The sequence below is a fragment of the Marinomonas sp. S3726 genome (assembly GCF_000967665.1).
Taxonomy (GTDB): Bacteria; Pseudomonadota; Gammaproteobacteria; order Pseudomonadales; family Marinomonadaceae; genus Marinomonas.
On the sequence record NZ_JXYC01000012.1, the window covers coordinates 385,940 to 401,557 of the forward strand.

14 protein-coding genes are annotated in these 15,618 nt (G+C 38.4%); 7 read left to right on the forward strand and 7 right to left on the reverse strand.

Annotation, left to right across the window (positions count from 1 at the left end):
* Positions 1 to 11: 11 nt before the first annotated feature.
* Together TW85_RS12330 and TW85_RS12335 are read right to left on the reverse strand one after the other, a co-directional pair.
* Positions 12 to 503 (reverse strand): putative 4-hydroxy-4-methyl-2-oxoglutarate aldolase, encoded by a 492-nt coding sequence (locus TW85_RS12330; RefSeq protein WP_046017405.1) that lies wholly within the window; start codon positions 501 to 503, stop codon positions 12 to 14.
* A 109-nt stretch (positions 504 to 612) separates the two neighbouring features.
* Positions 613 to 1,149 (reverse strand): hypothetical protein, encoded by a 537-nt coding sequence (locus TW85_RS12335; RefSeq protein ID WP_046017406.1) that lies wholly within the window; start codon positions 1,147 to 1,149, stop codon positions 613 to 615.
* Between the two features lie 39 nt (positions 1,150 to 1,188).
* Here TW85_RS12335 and TW85_RS12340 point away from each other — a divergent pair, with 39 nt between their 5' ends.
* A complete protein-coding gene (locus tag TW85_RS12340) occupies positions 1,189 to 2,334 on the forward strand; it encodes a M14-type cytosolic carboxypeptidase (protein ID WP_084616273.1) in 1,146 nt (381 codons plus the stop codon).
* Positions 2,335 to 2,403: 69 nt separating this feature from the next.
* Here the strand turns inward: TW85_RS12340 and trmJ are convergent, their stop codons facing one another.
* Together trmJ and TW85_RS12350 are read right to left on the reverse strand one after the other, a co-directional pair.
* Entirely contained in the window at positions 2,404 to 3,147 is a 744-nt protein-coding gene (gene trmJ, locus TW85_RS12345; RefSeq protein WP_046017407.1) for a tRNA (cytosine(32)/uridine(32)-2'-O)-methyltransferase TrmJ, read from the reverse strand.
* A 42-nt stretch (positions 3,148 to 3,189) separates the two neighbouring features.
* On the reverse strand, positions 3,190 to 4,482 hold the full coding sequence (locus tag TW85_RS12350) for a J domain-containing protein (protein WP_046017408.1): 1,293 nt from the start codon (positions 4,480 to 4,482) through the stop codon (positions 3,190 to 3,192).
* A 143-nt stretch (positions 4,483 to 4,625) separates the two neighbouring features.
* On the opposite strand from TW85_RS12350, the gene moaC reads away from it, so the two are divergent.
* From moaC to TW85_RS12365, 3 genes are read left to right on the forward strand one after another with little or no spacing between them, the layout of a single operon-like run.
* The gene (gene moaC / locus TW85_RS12355; RefSeq protein ID WP_046017409.1) at positions 4,626 to 5,108 is read left to right on the forward strand and encodes a cyclic pyranopterin monophosphate synthase MoaC; all 483 of its coding nucleotides are present in this window, start codon (positions 4,626 to 4,628) and stop codon (positions 5,106 to 5,108) included.
* A complete protein-coding gene (locus TW85_RS12360) occupies positions 5,101 to 5,358 on the forward strand; it encodes a MoaD/ThiS family protein (protein ID WP_046017410.1) in 258 nt (85 codons plus the stop codon). The genes moaC and TW85_RS12360 overlap by 8 nt, the downstream gene beginning before the upstream one ends.
* Positions 5,359 to 5,826: a molybdenum cofactor biosynthesis protein MoaE gene (locus TW85_RS12365; RefSeq protein ID WP_046017411.1), complete on the forward strand. Its 468-nt coding sequence runs from the start codon at positions 5,359 to 5,361 to the stop codon at positions 5,824 to 5,826. It abuts the gene before it with no gap.
* A gap of 36 nt (positions 5,827 to 5,862) precedes the next feature.
* On the opposite strand, the gene TW85_RS12370 is transcribed toward TW85_RS12365, so the two are convergent.
* The gene (locus TW85_RS12370; protein ID WP_046017412.1) at positions 5,863 to 7,110 is read right to left on the reverse strand and encodes a site-specific integrase; all 1,248 of its coding nucleotides are present in this window, start codon (positions 7,108 to 7,110) and stop codon (positions 5,863 to 5,865) included.
* A 218-nt stretch (positions 7,111 to 7,328) separates the two neighbouring features.
* Between TW85_RS12370 and TW85_RS12375 the strand changes: the two genes are divergently transcribed.
* Entirely contained in the window at positions 7,329 to 10,310 is a 2,982-nt protein-coding gene (locus tag TW85_RS12375; RefSeq protein ID WP_046017413.1) for an HD domain-containing phosphohydrolase, read from the forward strand.
* A gap of 36 nt (positions 10,311 to 10,346) precedes the next feature.
* Here the strand turns inward: TW85_RS12375 and TW85_RS12380 are convergent, their stop codons facing one another.
* Positions 10,347 to 11,606 carry a hypothetical protein gene (locus TW85_RS12380; protein WP_052702131.1) on the reverse strand — a complete coding sequence of 420 codons (1,260 nt, stop codon included), beginning with the start codon at positions 11,604 to 11,606 and terminating at the stop codon, positions 10,347 to 10,349.
* A 154-nt stretch (positions 11,607 to 11,760) separates the two neighbouring features.
* On the opposite strand from TW85_RS12380, the gene TW85_RS12385 reads away from it, so the two are divergent.
* A complete protein-coding gene (locus TW85_RS12385; RefSeq protein WP_046017414.1) occupies positions 11,761 to 12,435 on the forward strand; it encodes a methylamine utilization protein in 675 nt (224 codons plus the stop codon).
* Positions 12,436 to 12,443: 8 nt separating this feature from the next.
* The gene (locus TW85_RS12390; protein ID WP_046017415.1) at positions 12,444 to 14,780 is read left to right on the forward strand and encodes an EAL domain-containing protein; all 2,337 of its coding nucleotides are present in this window, start codon (positions 12,444 to 12,446) and stop codon (positions 14,778 to 14,780) included.
* Between the two features lie 26 nt (positions 14,781 to 14,806).
* Here TW85_RS12390 and TW85_RS12395 read toward each other — a convergent pair whose 3' ends face one another.
* Entirely contained in the window at positions 14,807 to 15,316 is a 510-nt protein-coding gene (locus TW85_RS12395; protein ID WP_046017416.1) for a sugar O-acetyltransferase, read from the reverse strand.
* Positions 15,317 to 15,618: the final 302 nt, after the last annotated feature.

Genomic DNA, 15,618 nt, shown 5'->3' on the forward strand with positions numbered 1-15,618 from the left:
GCTTTACAGGATTAAAGAAAATCTAATGCCAATGGCTGCTTTGCAAGTGCAATTCCGTTTAGGTCGGAATATAGATAATCACCATCTTCAAACCTTAAGCCCGCAAAAGCTACATTAACACCAACTTCACCAACACCTTTACGAGTCGATCTTAATGGTGTTGCCGCTAGGGCTTTAACACCTAAATTAATCGTTGCTTGGGTTGCAACATCACGAACAGCACCATTAATGATAACGCCTTCCCAACCATTATTTGCAGCAAGCTCTGCTAACATATCACCTAGCAAAGCTACACGTTTACTGGCACCACCATCAACCACCATGACTTTACCCGTGCCGTCTGTAGCGACTAGCTCTTTAACTCGGGAATTATCTTCAAAGCATTTAACTGTGACGACTTCACCGTAAAAAATCGTTTTCTTACCATAAGTATTAAAAATGGGATCAGCAATGAGTAGGTGATCTGGGTATTGGTCTGTTAAGTCAGGCAATAAATCGAGCATGAGAATTCCTTAAACATAATGATTGAGAGCTAAAAACTGTAATTTAACTAACAATAACAGTCTTTTAGCTCATCGCCAGTCATCATGACTAATGCTCAACATTTATCTTTTAAATGTCAGTATCATGTTCTGATAGGTCATCTTGTTCTGCTTCAGGCAAGTCAATCAAAGATTTACTATGTGCGATTCTAAGCAAAATAGCGATTTGCTCATCTGGTGGCAGTAATTCAACGGCTTGTGACAAATCTAATAAGGTAAGTTCATAATGCAGATCAACATCTCTATCATTGAACCACCTGTGGGCTGAAACTACTTCAAAGCTTGGGTCCATCCCTTTTGCATCAAAAGTTGCTTCAACCATAGAGCCAACTAGATCTGTGTCTAATGCTAGTACAAAGTCAGTATCAAATTCTGCAGTCCATTCAGCTAAAATATCGCTGGCTTCATAGCCAAATTCATATAATTGGTTTTCATCAATATCACATAAGTTAGACTCGATATTGGCGTGATGCAGCCAGTCATCATCAGGAATAATGAGAACTTCTTTAATCTGTAGATCAGGTGTCGACCAAGTAAATAGCAAAGGAAAGCTAGCTTCGTCTGCAGAATTAGCGACACAGGTAAGGAATATAGGTAAACTTGTCATATCAATGAATTACATACCAAAATTTAGAGAGTGGTTAGGATGAGCAGCCGAATTAAAGTCAGCAGTGCCTTCGATGGCGGAAACATTAGTCTGATTGAAGCCAACGAGCCGGACAATATTAGAGTAAATATACCAAAAGATACAAACTCTAATTTCTTGCAGTGGTTTTATTTTCGTTTACAAGGGGTAATGGATGAAAACTGTACCATTAGGTTTGAAAATGCGCATGAAGCTGCATATGCCGATGGCTGGTACGATTATCAAGCCGTTGCTTCATATGATAGAGAATATTGGTTCAGAGTGCCCACAGAGTACAAAGATGGGAAGTTAACCATTCAGCACACGCCTGAGAAGGATAGTGTGTATTACGCTTACTTTGCACCATATTCGTACGAAAGACATCTAGACATGCTTGCTTGGTCTAGCTCAAATGATGATTGTATCAATCATGATTTAGGCACTACAGCAGAAGGCCGTGATATTAGTTTGTTAGAAATCGGCCGTAATCAAGCAAGTGCAAAGAACATCTGGATAATTGGCCGCCAACATCCAGGTGAAACCATGGCTCAATGGTTTATTGAGGGCTTATTAGAGCGTTTGTTTGATGAATCTCACCCTATTTCAAGAGCATTATTAAACCAGTGTCGTTTTTATATAGTGCCTAATATGAACCCTGATGGTGGTGTTCATGGTAACTTGCGAGTGAACTCTAAAGGTGTCAACTTGAATAGGGAATGGATGCAACCTTCTGAAGAGCTAAGTCCTGAAGTATTAGCGGTACAAACTAAAATGGCTGAAGTAGGCGTTGATTTATTTCTAGATATTCATGGAGATGAAGAGCTTCCTGTTAACTTTATCGACGGATGTAGCCAAATTTCTTCTTTCGATCAACGTATGGCAAATATGGAATCATTATTCAATGGTACCTTGTTAGCCGTAAGCCCTGACTTTCAAACTAAACAAGGTTATGAAAATAATCATTTTGGTGAAGACACATTAAAAGTGGCTGCGAAATGGGTAGGAGAAACCTATAAATGTTTATCGCTAACACTTGAAATGCCATTTAAGGATAATGAATTATTACCAGACCCAGAGGTTGGCTGGTCACCTGAGCGCTCTAAAATTTTAGGGGCCGATGTGCTTTATCCGATTTACCAAGTGGTTAACAGCCCTGAAATGAAATAGATACCTTTTAGGTAATTCGTTCATATAAAAAAGCCCTAACGATTGTTAGGGCTTTTCTTTTGAAACCTACTAGTCATCCTGTTTAGATGATCGAGCTTTTTCAGTCTCTCTTTGTACTGCAGCAAGCACACCTCGTAATATACCTAACTCACTCTTTTCTGGCCTTGAGCGATTAAAGAAGCGCTGCAGTTTCTCTAGTACTTTACCCGGGTGGTTTTTAATCACAAAGTTAATATCATAAAGCGTTTCTTCAAGGTGGGTATGAAATAGGTCCATGTCACCTTTGCGTGGATATTCAGCGACTTCAACTTTACCTTTATCGGCTTTGTTTTGGCTTGCCATCCAAATTTCATAGGCAACGATCTGAACGGCTTGCGAAATGTTCAATACAGGATATTCGTCATTGGCATCGATATACACCTGACGATGACATTGTGCTATCTCTTCATTAAGTAAGCCTGTTTTCTCACGACCAAAAACAATTGCAATTGGTTGATTTGTTGCTTCAATAACAGTCGATTCAGCACATTCTCTAGCGTTCATAATAGGTAGCTGAAACGTTCTATGACGAGCACTAGTACCTATAACTAAACTACAGTCTGAAATCGCTTCTTCAAAAGTAGATACTATGGTGGCGTTTTCTAAAAGGTCGACAGCGCCAGCCGCTCGGCTAGTTGCTTCATCAGAAGGGTAATCATTTGGATCAACCAGATACAAGTTTGATAAGCCCATATTTTTCATTGCTCTGGCAATAGCGCCAACATTACCTGGGTGGAAAGTATTAATTAAAACGATTCGAATATTACTTAGCATATGGTGTTTTCTATCTTTAAGTGTTTCTGATTAAGGGCGTTATTATAAGGCCAAAGTGAGGGATAACTCTGTGCTGGCAAAATCAACCTGATCCATCACTATGGTACTGGTTTGATTAAATAAGAACTGCTTACAGGCGCCATGATACAAGGATCCAGTATGTAATACCAAGCGATAACGACCTCTTGGAATATAGTTTGCTGCAAAAGACTGTCCAGCCCTTAAATAAAGCGTAAATGGCGCTAAACCATCATAGGATTCAAAGCTCAGCATACTGTGACTATTTAGCTTATTAAGTAGGCGTAAACGGCTATGGCCATTAGGCTCAACATCACTGATAAGCTTGCCATGTGCTGGCGCAACACCAGGATTACCAAGGCATGTTGTTTGATTTGCTGCGTCAATCGAGCCAAAGCCCAAGTCAGACTCTTTCACCCATCCAGCCTGATCCTGATAGCGAATCGCTAACCAACCAGGTTTTGAATTATTTGTGACCTGAACATCTTCTAAAGGTGCAATACTGGCCATTTCTTGTGCTTGTATATCAGGCGTTGCAAATAAGCCAGTTAGACCAAAAGTATAGTTTGTACCAAGCCTAAACTGAGGATAAAGCCCAGCTATAAAAGGAATTTGTTTTTTCACATCAAATTGATTATCTTGCTGCGCTTTACTGGCTTGCCAATATAGTGTGCTATAAATCCCCATAGCAAAAACAACTAAATAGGAAACAGACATAAAGACCTTTTTAAAAACAGAAGAGGTATCCTCATTTACCGGTTCCGATTTAATATCATTTTGCTGAAATGATTGTTCGAAAGTACGGTAAATATTCGGATCAATGATTGATTCGGTTTGAGTTTGCTGTGTGTCAGATTCATCGGCAAAAGCAGTATTAGAAAATGTATTCAGATTGGCTTTTGCTGCTTGCTCGTAAACTTTTTTAGCGTTTTTTTCATTAATTTTACTGCGAGCACTTCTAAGGGCGGCTTCTTTTGCTCTTTCACTGGATGCTGCTTTGCGTCTCATTTCATCATAAGCACGCTGGCTTTCTTTGATGTAAGCTTTTTGAAGGTCATCATTATCTGAATGAGTCTGATTAGCTTTATCCGCAGTAAACTCATATTTATGCCAATCTTGAACGATGGCGCCTTGTCGCATGGACGACAAAACACTCTGATAAGCATCTTGTAATCGTTGGAAATGTTCTGTCGTATCTATGTTTGGATTCTTATCAGGATGATAAAGACGAGCTAATCGTCGATATGATGCCTTAGCATCTTGCTCTGTCGCATCAGAATCCAGTTCTAATAAGTGATAATCGTCTAATAAACTCATTTTGAAATTAAAATTTTTCCAAAAAGCTGTTCACAGGAGCCTTGCAGTGGCATTCTACGTTTTTCAAAATTGTTGAATTTGCCTTCTGATTGAAAGCAGACGATATTATGCCTGATTTACTATAATGTACAAAGGAAAGCTTAATGACTGATAGGCTGACTCACCTAGATCAATCTGGCCATGCCCATATGGTTGATGTTTCAGATAAAGATATTTCACACCGCAGCGCTACTGCTCAAGCCATCATAGAAATGCTACCAAGTACTCTAACCAAAGTGGTTGAAGGTGGATTACCAAAAGGCGATGTAATCGCAACAGCTCGTATAGCGGGTATACAAGCCTGTAAAAAAACCGCTGATTTGATCCCACTTTGTCACCCTTTGATGCTTACAAAGGTCAGCGTGGAAATAAATGTTATTTCAGACACTCAATTAGAAGTACTGTGCACATGTAAATTAAGTGGAAAAACGGGTGTGGAAATGGAAGCGTTAACAGGTGCCACAGTTACAGCATTAACCTTATATGATATGTGTAAGGCAGTAGATAAAGGAATTATCATTAAAGAAGTCGCTCTATTAGAGAAATCAGGTGGTAAGAGTGGCGATTGGAGCAAATCAAATGCATAAATTGGATGTCGTATTCTTTGCCTCATTAAGAGAATCATTAGGTAAAGAAAAAGTTACTATCGAACTAGACAAAGTAACCAGTATTGAAGAAATAAAGCAGGCTGTTGCGAGCTTGCTAGATAACCCTGATCCTTTATTTGAGGAAGGAATCCAAGCGTCTATTGATTATAATTTTGCTCGTGATAGTAGCAAGGTTGACCCAGAGAGCGTGAAAGAGGTTGCTTTCTTCCCACCGGTAACAGGGGGATAAATGATTAAAGTACAAAAAGCCGATTTTGATGTGGCAAGTTTGTATCAAGCATTATGTGACAATAACCAAACAGGTGCCGTTGCCATGTTTGTCGGTCGTGTCCGTGATTTTGGTGACAAATCTAATCAAGCTGATTCAAATAAAGAAGAAACGCTTTTTGAATTAGAGCATTACCCAGGTATGACAGAACACAACTTGCAGCAAATTGTCGATGAGGCTCACAGCCGCTGGGACTTACATGAGGTTCAAGTGGTACATAGAGTAGGTGAACTTAAAGTTCAGGATCAAATTGTATTTGTTGGTGTGAGTAGCTCCCACAGGGCAGAAGCCTTTCAAGCCTGTGATTTTGTAATGGATTACCTCAAAAGTAGAGCCGCTTTCTGGAAGAAAGAGACTCAATCAGGTAAAAGTCAGTGGGTTTGTGCAAAAGAAAGTGATGAAAAGAGCCTAGAAAGGTGGTCTAACTAGGCGAATGATAAAAATCAGACTTAAAAGCCCTTATGATTATTTTGGTCTAAGGGCTTTTTTCTTACCGCTTGCATGCCTTTCTCTGTATTCTGTATCTATATATCTATCCGTCGTTGCCATACTTGCGTGCCCTGCATCTTCTCTTACATGCTCTTTAGGGCGAGTTTTTACATCTTCTGATATGCCTGTATGGCGTAACCAGTGAACAGTAGCAACACGAAGGTCTTCAGCATCGGATTTCATGCCATCTTCAACCATTCTTTGATATGCCGCATCAAAACAGAATTGGACGATATTTCTAATCTGACGAGTGCTAGTCATCGCTCCTTGGCCTCGGTTTTTCGGTATGAGGGCGGTTTGTTCGGCGATTGTCGGTAATAATGGCAATTGTCTGAACTCACGATAACGCTTTAGAGCTGATAACATTTCATCTGATACAGCAACTAACCTTTCTTTATTCCCTTTAGAAAGCACCTTAAGCCACCAGTTTCCATCACTGTCCTTAATGAAGTCTCCCATAACAGGGGCTGACCTTTCATCGGCAACGAGTTCAGAAATACGTAAGTACATGCCTAATAGTGCATTCATGATGAATAGGGTTCTTTCATGCATATTGGCATCTTCTTCAGCCAGTAATTCTGCCGTCTCAATTACATAGTCCCACTGTAAGTTAGAAATACGACGAACTTGTCGTCTGGTAACTTCTTTTTTTACAAACTTACTTTTTTGCCTAATCAAAGCAACTGGATTTTGTTGTACGGCATCTTCTTGGATTAGAAAACCGTAAAAAGAAGAGAGGATAGAGAAAGTAGCTCTAATGGCTGCTTGCGAGAGGTTATGAGACTTAAGTTCTGGTGCTTCGCCGCTTCTAAATTTAATTTTACTGACATGTGCAACAAAAGGGCGCCACTCATTATTCGCCACTCTTCCACCTTGCTTGTTCTTAAATCTCGCCACGTTCTTGACGCCAATCCAGTCATGAGGCGGAGAAATACAGAAATGAATAAACTCTTCTATCTCGTCACGACGTAAATGGGTTGTAGGACTTTGCTTAACTAGCCAAGACCAAAGTAGTAGTCTCTCAACTTCACGTCGATATGAGTTGAAGGTTGCTTGAGAACCGTTATAGCTATAAATAAAACATAGGGCTAATTGCAGGTCACGACGATAGTCGGCTTTATCTAATTGAGGCCAGTTATTAGCAAGTTGATCCTTAATCGCTTCGAACTGGGTAAAAGGATTAGGTAAGTGCTCAAGGTTATCGATTAAAGCGGTAGAAGACATAGATACTTTTTACAAACGAGTAGATAACGCTATATTAGCTTATTAATTTATCCATTAATAACCCATTGAGACATTTCACTTACAGAATAAAAACTAATTGAAACAAACAAATAAAATTAACTGCTTCGCTTCTGTATTTTCCTATCTATACTAGTTTCTATTAATTGAAAACTGGTGCTCGACCGGTTTTAAAAAACAGGTTTGGAAAGGAAATCCACATGCCGCTATTAGGATATAGTTACCGTTTTTATATTTCGCTCGCGTTTACCTTATTAATCATACTGGTAGGTGCTACGTTTTCATCAATTTTCTACTATCAAACTAAAGACATTATCACTGATCTAACCAGTAATGTATTTGGCTTTACGGTAGAGGAAACCGCGCTTAAAACGTCTGGGCTATTTGAAAATGCAGAGTCACTTGTGTCTGTTATTGCTAGCCATGAAATTACTAATACAACGAATAAGGCTGAAAGAAAACCTCATTTCAACTTCCTGTTAAGCAGCTTTTCAAAAACCAAGAATATTACATCTGCATATATTGCTTTTAATGATGGTGATTTTTATCTAGTGAGACGCTTACCCAGTAAAAATAAGCGGTCGTCATTTTTTAATGCGCCTGATGAAACCCGTTATGTCATACAAGTCTCGGAGAAAAACCTTGATACAAATTCAGGCGAGTATCGTTATTACGATGAATCTTTATCTTTAATCTCAGTACAATCAGACATTACTTATGGTCAATTTGATCCCAGAACACGTCATTGGTATCAGATGGCTATGGCTAGACATCAGCCAATCACAGCGGATCCCTATGTTTTTTTCACAACAAAGGAGATTGGCACCACCATTGCTCAAAGGTCTCCCTCTTCTAGAGCGGTTATCGCTGCCGATATTAGCCTGACAAAATTGACACAATTTCTGACAGATTTTAAAACAACAGAAAACACCAAGGTGGCATTATTAACCCGAGGAGCAGGAATGATTGCTTCCGTTGATAATACAATTAATGGTCATCTCACCAAATTAACGCCAAACACACCAATTCGCCTGCCATTATTGGATGATAAGGTTCTTAAAGATGTATTGATGAACCGTGAAAAGCATCAACAAAAAAACAGTCTTGTAGAAATAGATAGTCAAGGTCAAAACTGGCTGTCTATGGTAAGAAATATAGAGTTGCCCAATAATATTCAGTACACACTTGTGATTGCGATACCAACATCTGAGTTGCTAAGTGAAGCTACAATTATGTTGATCAAAAGCGCTATTTGGCTAACAACCTTACTCGTTATTTTCTTGCTCTTAACAAATAAACTAGCTTCGAAAATGACTAAATCCATTTACTATTTAGTGAAGCAGACTAACCAAATTCGAGATTTTAACTTCAAGCGTAAATTTGATTTTAGATCTAACGTGAAAGAAGTGAATATGCTCGGTAGCGCCATGAATCAAATGAATGCCACTATTACAGAGTTTATTGAGATGAATAAACTTTTAGCCGAAGAAGATGATTTTAGTAAGCTGCAAAGTGTCTTATTGGATAAAACGATTAATATCTGTGAAGCCAAAGCGGGTGTTCTTTATCTAATCGATGAAGATGAAAGTAATTTGCTTTTGCCCCAAGTCACCATGATTAACAATAAACAATTCAAACAACATACTTTGATTCCTTTGAGAATTAATGAACTCCCTGAACAGATACAAGATGGTGTAATCGACCAAAGCCTAGTTAAGTTGGATTTCAAAGATAAAGATTATGTCGCTTTTACACACAACTCAGGCCTAGAAAGTGTTATTTCACACCTTGAAGATAAAATCCAAAATTTGGTTTTGGTGCCACTCTTCAATCGACAAAATAGCTTGATAGGTTGCCTGACTTTATTGATGGATACAGAGCTAAATACCCATCATAAAGCTTTTATTCAGGCTATCTCTAGTAATGCGGCATTATCTATTGAAACGAGGCAGCTTATTCAATCGCAAGATGAACTTTTCGAATCATTTATTATGCTACTTGCTAGTGCGATAGATGGTAAAAGTAGTTACACAGCTGAGCATTGCAAACGCGTACCTGAAATCATGAAGCTGTTAGCACAAGCAGCCCATACAACAGATACAGGCCCGTATGCTGAATTTGAATTAACCAAGAGTAGCAAACAAGCGATTCATGTTGCGGCTTGGTTGCATGATTGTGGCAAGATAACCACGCCAGAATATGTCATAGACAAAGCGACTAAGCTTGAAACAATTTACGATAGATTGCATGAAGTTAGAATGCGCTTTGAATTAATTAAAAAAGAAACTGAATTAGCATTTTGTAAGCGTGAGCTTAATGGTGAGGACCCAATTGCCTTAGCAACTGGACTTAAAAAAGAGCTGAAAATTTTAGATGAAGAGTTCTTACTTGTTGCAGCTTGCAATCAAGGCGACATTGTCATGGATGACTGGACGACTAATCAGCTAAACAAAATCGCCAAACGTAAATGGACAAGAACTTTGAATGATAGAGTGGGCTTATCTCATCTTGAATTAGCGAGAAAACTCAGATCTGGCACAACACCAAACCTGCCTGTTCAAGAATCATTATTGGCAGATAAGGAGGAACACAAGATCTTAAGGGATGAGGGGGACACTAGTGATAGCTATCACAAGCTTGGCTTTAATATGAAACAACCTGAATTGTTATATAACCGTGGTGAGCTCTATTCACTTATGGTCAAACGTGGCACTTTAAATGAAGAAGAAAGATATAAAATCAATGAGCACATAATTCAATCAAGTTTGATGATGGACAAGTTAAACTTTCCAAAACATTTGAAAAATGTACCAGAAATTGCCTGTGGTCATCATGAAAAGATGGATGGATCTGGTTACCCGAAAGGGCTTACAGCAGATGAAATGTCGCCATTAGCAAAAATGATGGCAATTGCAGATATTTTTGAAGCGCTAACATCAGACGATAGGCCATATAAAAAACCAAACACCTTGTCTCAATCTCTTGAGATCATGTCGAGAATGAGAGATCAAAAGCATATAGATGCTGAACTATTTGACCTATTTGTTGAAAACGGTGTTTATAAGGAATATGCCGTAAAATATTTGGATGAAAAACAAATTGATAGCATTCAACCGGAAAAATTTCTTAGTGAAAAAGGTAAAATTCACTATTTTAATATCGCCAGCCGCTATACAAGTTAGTTAATTTAGAAATGGAAGAGCCCAATAGGGCTCTTTTTACCAACGATACATAGCGGTCAATTGATAAACAGTGTCTTTGGTGTATGCGTTTTGGTTTAAATCTGTTCGGTTGGCTTGAAAAGAGTTTAAACCCGTTACTTCAAACCTAAGGTTTAGCTCTGGCTTAATCTGGTTAGCTAAGGATAAAGTGATAGCTTCACCATGGCCATTATTGTTATCCACAGCAAGCTGATCTTTATCTATCGTTTCATAGTTATCATAACGAATACTAAGCTTATAGTTTTCAATATCGTGACTAACTAAGCCAAACCATGCTCGGTAGTCAACATTGACTGCATTATCACCCATGATGGTGTTTCCTAGTAACCACTGAGCTAAGAATTGAGTGTCTTTGGCAATAGGATAAAAAAGAGAGAGCGTGTCAAAACGCGTATCCCAAGCATATTGCTGATGCTTAACCACAAGTGGATCACCATTATTATCATAATGGTAAAGTCTTAATTCTGCACCACTTCTATGCTTAATATGACCACCAAAATAATGACCAATACGATTGTCTAACTCATAATATGGGTTTACCCAATTAGGTTGTCTAACCAAAGCGCCTGATTGGAGGCTAGGGTAGTTAGCAAAATATACTCTGTCGCCAACATTTGTTTGTGCTGAGTGTAGAGAAAAACCTCGCCAGCTGATAATACTACCAATAGCATCGTTACCTACAAAAAGCCCACCAACACCTTTAAGGGAATACTTAGATCGAAATGCTCTTCCAGGTCGCGTAATAGACCATTCTAACCCAGACACCTTTAACTCTTCAGCAAACCAAGAGTTAATAGCGGAGAAGTTATTACTATAAGTGCTAGTCCAAGCCGTATCATTGTTTTCTAATGACATTGATGGATAAAAGCTGCCGAATCGAAAATTATGACGATATTTTGAGCTGGTTATTGGGCGATAATTTGCCCAGAACTCTGTAACACCAAGTGCGGATTCTGTATTTTCTGACACTTGACCATGAACTTTATAACTAAAGTTGGAGTCAGTAGCTATATCAAGACTAAAAACACTGTCAGCAATAGATATTCCAGATAAAGAATCTAGTTGGCCTGAATCTCTGTCATACCAAGCATTTGCCTGAGTGTCAGAAGCACCTAGGGTAAGGCCACCTTTAATTTCAAGATTCGTATATGGGGTCAATTGCGCTGCGTAAACTTGATCTATACTCATAAAGGTTAATGAGTATGCTAGACACTTTTTAACGCTAGTTAGCTTGGTACTTTTACTATGATTGTTCAAATTAACTTCTTTATTTAAGTATGTTTTTTATCATTATAAGCAGTGCATTAAAATACACACAAACTATCTGTATACTAGTGATATTACTGACAAAACTTTCTATTAATTTACAGCGTTATAATAACGCCTTTAACGCCAAAGGAATATTAGATTCATGTTCAATCTAGCACAGAAGGGACAAAAATTATTGTTAACTGGCCTTTTGGTTACGACTTCGCTAAATGTCTATTCAGCTGATTTAAGTTTGGTAATGACAACGAAACAAGGCAGCTTATTAAGAGATGCTGTTGTTGAGCTCAAACCAATCGAAGAAAACCTAGCTTACAACACATTAGCAGCGAGTCATGGCAAAGGTTTAGATCTAGTTTCTATCAGTCAAAAAGACAAAACTTTTATTCCATTTGTAAGTGTGGTCCCGACTGGAACGCCGATAGATTTTCCTAACATGGATAAAACCCGTCACCATGTTTACTCCTTTTCACCAGCTAAAACCTTTCAATTACAGCTATACATAGGCAAACCTGAAACACCAATAGTATTTGATAAAGCAGGCGTTGTTGCGCTGGGGTGTAATATCCATGACTTTATGGAGTCCTATGTATATGTCGCTGATGGTCCATTTGCTGAAAATAGTAATTTAGAAGGTGTGATCAGATTTAAAGGCGTACCTGACGGTAAATATGAAATGTCTTTTTGGCATCCTTGGCAGGACAGTGAAGAAGCAAGTCAGATAATTACGGTCGCTGGTAAAGATCTCACTATCCAGCAAAGTATGGATGTTTATGAAGAAGAATATCCAACAAATGAAGGCATAAACGACAATTATTAAGGGATAATATGTTTAAAAGTTTCCGCTCACAATTAATTGCCTTGCTTGTATTTTTCCTAGCAATGATACAGTTAATTTCAGGAACAGCCATTCTTGATACCATCAAGCGTGACAGCATTAATCAAGCGATTAAGCGTATTGATGTCGCTAAAAATGTCTTTCAATTAACTTTAGATAATAGAAACAAACACCTTGGTGTTGGTGTGAGTTTATTAGCATCAGACTTTGGCTTTAAAACAGCCGTGGCAACGCGAGATGAAGCCACAATAAGATCTTCACTTGAAAATAACGCACAAAGAGTAAGTGCAGATTTTGGTATATTGCTCTCAAGTGATGGACAAACCATCAATTCTACGTTCGATATGGCTTATAACAGTGACTTTACACAACTTATAAAGCGTAACCGTAGAAGCCGAACTATCAATGGCATCATAGAAGTTGACCATAAGCCTTATCAATTAGTACTTGTTCCAGTTAGAGCCCCAAATATAGTTGCTTGGGTTGGCATGGCATTTCAAATGGGTAATGAATTAGCCAACGAAATTAAGGGCATCACAGGTCTAGAAGTAAGTTTTGCAACATTAAAAGGTATTCATAATGTTGAAAAGCATGACAGCCACACAAGTACGTTAAATGTTACCGCTATTGATTCAATTCTAAATAAGTTCAAAGGGGATGATGTTGACGATAACACTACGTTATTTTCAGATGATGAGAACTTTTTAACCTCAAGGGTGAAGCTAGACCTTGATAATCACTGGGCTTTCTTGCATTTACCTTATAGTTCTTGGATTCAAAATATCAATGAAGTTACCAACCGCCTAATCATTATTTTCTCAGTAATTTTATGTCTATCTATTCTCTTGAGTTGGTTTAGTGCACGTCGCTTACTAAAACCAATTCAAGTGCTCGTTTCTAAAGCTAAAAAAATAGGTCGTGGTGAGCATGTAGAAATTGAACATCAAGCAGGTGAATTTGGCGTTCTTTCAAAAACCTTATCAGGTATGCAGGTTCGGATTGCAAAAAGGGAAGAAGAGCTCTCTTTTCAAGCCTCTCACGATAGTCTAACTGGCCTGAAAAACCGAAATGCAGTGGAGAGTTTTCTCACAGAGAACTTAAATACCAGTTTGGGTGGCGTACTGCTTATCAATATTCGCCATTTTAAAGACATTAATAGCATGATGGGCTTTGAAACGGGCGATACATTACTTTGCCAATTTGGACAAAGAATAGATGGTCTAATTACTAATAGTGATGTTGTTGCAAGACTAGCGGGAGATGAGTTTTTAGTTGTATTCAACAGTCAGCTTGATGAAATGACCCTGACTAAAATGCACCAGGCACTGCAAGAAGAATTTGATATTTCGGGTTCTAAAATATGCTTACAGCTTTGTATGGGCGCTTTATTCTTTGCTGATCAGGATGACCTGAGCGTTAATGGCGTCATGCGACGAGTTGATATTGCAGCTGATGAAGCCAAGCAAAGCGAAAACGGCATTGCGATTTATGAGCAAGGACAAGACGAAAGCCATAGACGTACCTTATCACTTATTCGTGATCTACCTAATTCATTAGAAACTAACCAGCTTTTTATTGTTTACCAGCCAAAAGTCAATATACAAAAGAGAAAGTGTTATGCCGCAGAGGCACTAATACGCTGGATTCATCCTACCTTAGGCTTTATTTCCCCTGCAGAGTTTATCCCTCTATTAGAGAGATCTGGCAACATCCAACTGGTAACTAAGTGGGTAATTGAGCAAGTATGCATGCAGCAGTCTCATTGGCAAACGCAAGATATGCAAGTTCAAGTTGCGATCAATTTATCAGCTTTGGACTTACTTGATTTGAGCTTACCTGGTTTTATAAAAGGAATGATGGAAAAGTATCATGTTAACCCTCAGCAACTTGCTTTTGAGGTGACTGAAAGCTCTGTGATGAAGGATACCAAGACCGTCATCCATGTACTAAACGCACTGAAAAGAATGGGGTTCAAACTGTCTATTGATGACTTTGGAACAGGACAATCCTCTTTAGCTTACTTAAGAGATTTACCGGTTGATGAAGTAAAAATCGACAGGTCATTCGTACATGATGTGGATACGAATGAGTCCAATGCCTTAATAGTTAATACAACCATTCAACTTTCACATAGTTTTGGATTCTCAGTGACAGCCGAAGGTATGGAGAATGTAGAAGGTTTGTCTATCTTAGAAGATTATGGTTGCGAAACCATTCAGGGCTATTACTTCTCTAAACCATTAAAACCAGATGAGTTCCTAAATTGGCAATCAAGTTTTAGTTACTCATCCGATGAATGGTGGCATGAAAATACTATGGAAAAATAGGGCGTTTGTGTTCAATTTATACCAAGCTAGTAGTAAACAGCCCCTTCAGAAATATCTTTAGTCACAACCGCATTGGCGCCGATAATGGCGCCTTTACCAATTTTAACACCCGGTAATATCTTCACTCCACCTCCAATCCACACATCATCACCAATATCTATCGGTTTGGCTGAACAAGCGCCTGTGCGTCTAAGTTCAGTATCTTTAGGGTGTTCGACAGTATATAGGTGGGTTCCTGGGCCTATTAAAACGTTATTTCCGATAATAATAGGTGCAGCATCTAGAAATACGCATTGAAAATTGACATAGACATTTTTCCCCAGACTGATGTTTACGCCATAGTCACACTGAAACCCAGGCTCCAAAATGACAGAGTCAAAGGAAGTAAATAGTCGGGTTATATGCTTCATATTGCCTTTACTAGGATGCGCGTTGAATTTGGCGCAAGCTAAACGAGCAGATTCTCGTAACTGCCTTAATTCAAGGTCCAAAGCGTTGAAAGCATGGCCAAGACGCATTTTTTCTAGTTCAGTCATAAAGTAGCTCATCGAGATAAAATAAAATCGAAAGGATTATATATTAACGCGTATAAGATAAAACCAGTGATAACAATCTAGATACTATAAATTCAAACTTAGAGACTTAGAGACTTAGAGACTTAGAGACTTAGAGACTTAGAGACTTAGAGACTTAGAGACTTAGAGACTTAGAGACTTAATTTAAATAATAAGATAAATAAAATAATTTATATTCATTAATTATTTTTAAATTTACTTTATAGCATTACAGATCAATGAATTAAAAATTCATAATCCTGAGAACACAGAACACAGAACAC

Bases quoted from the DNA above. Each gene is read 5' to 3' on its own strand.
- TW85_RS12340 (WP_084616273.1), top strand. From the start codon at position 1,189: ATGAGCAGCCGAATTAAAGTCAGCAGTGCCTTCGATGGCGGAAACATT.
- TW85_RS12330 (WP_046017405.1), bottom strand. From the start codon at position 503: ATGCTCGATTTATTGCCTGACTTAACAGACCAATACCCAGATCACCTA.
- moaC (WP_046017409.1), top strand. From the start codon at position 4,626: ATGACTGATAGGCTGACTCACCTAGATCAATCTGGCCATGCCCATATG.
- TW85_RS12390 (WP_046017415.1), top strand. From the start codon at position 12,444: ATGTTTAAAAGTTTCCGCTCACAATTAATTGCCTTGCTTGTATTTTTC.
- TW85_RS12375 (WP_046017413.1), top strand. From the start codon at position 7,329: ATGCCGCTATTAGGATATAGTTACCGTTTTTATATTTCGCTCGCGTTT.
- TW85_RS12350 (WP_046017408.1), bottom strand. From the start codon at position 4,482: ATGAGTTTATTAGACGATTATCACTTATTAGAACTGGATTCTGATGCG.
- TW85_RS12365 (WP_046017411.1), top strand. From the start codon at position 5,359: ATGATTAAAGTACAAAAAGCCGATTTTGATGTGGCAAGTTTGTATCAA.
- TW85_RS12395 (WP_046017416.1), bottom strand. From the start codon at position 15,316: ATGACTGAACTAGAAAAAATGCGTCTTGGCCATGCTTTCAACGCTTTG.
- TW85_RS12335 (WP_046017406.1), bottom strand. From the start codon at position 1,149: ATGACAAGTTTACCTATATTCCTTACCTGTGTCGCTAATTCTGCAGAC.
- TW85_RS12360 (WP_046017410.1), top strand. From the start codon at position 5,101: ATGCATAAATTGGATGTCGTATTCTTTGCCTCATTAAGAGAATCATTA.
- TW85_RS12385 (WP_046017414.1), top strand. From the start codon at position 11,761: ATGTTCAATCTAGCACAGAAGGGACAAAAATTATTGTTAACTGGCCTT.
- trmJ (WP_046017407.1), bottom strand. From the start codon at position 3,147: ATGCTAAGTAATATTCGAATCGTTTTAATTAATACTTTCCACCCAGGT.
- TW85_RS12370 (WP_046017412.1), bottom strand. From the start codon at position 7,110: ATGTCTTCTACCGCTTTAATCGATAACCTTGAGCACTTACCTAATCCT.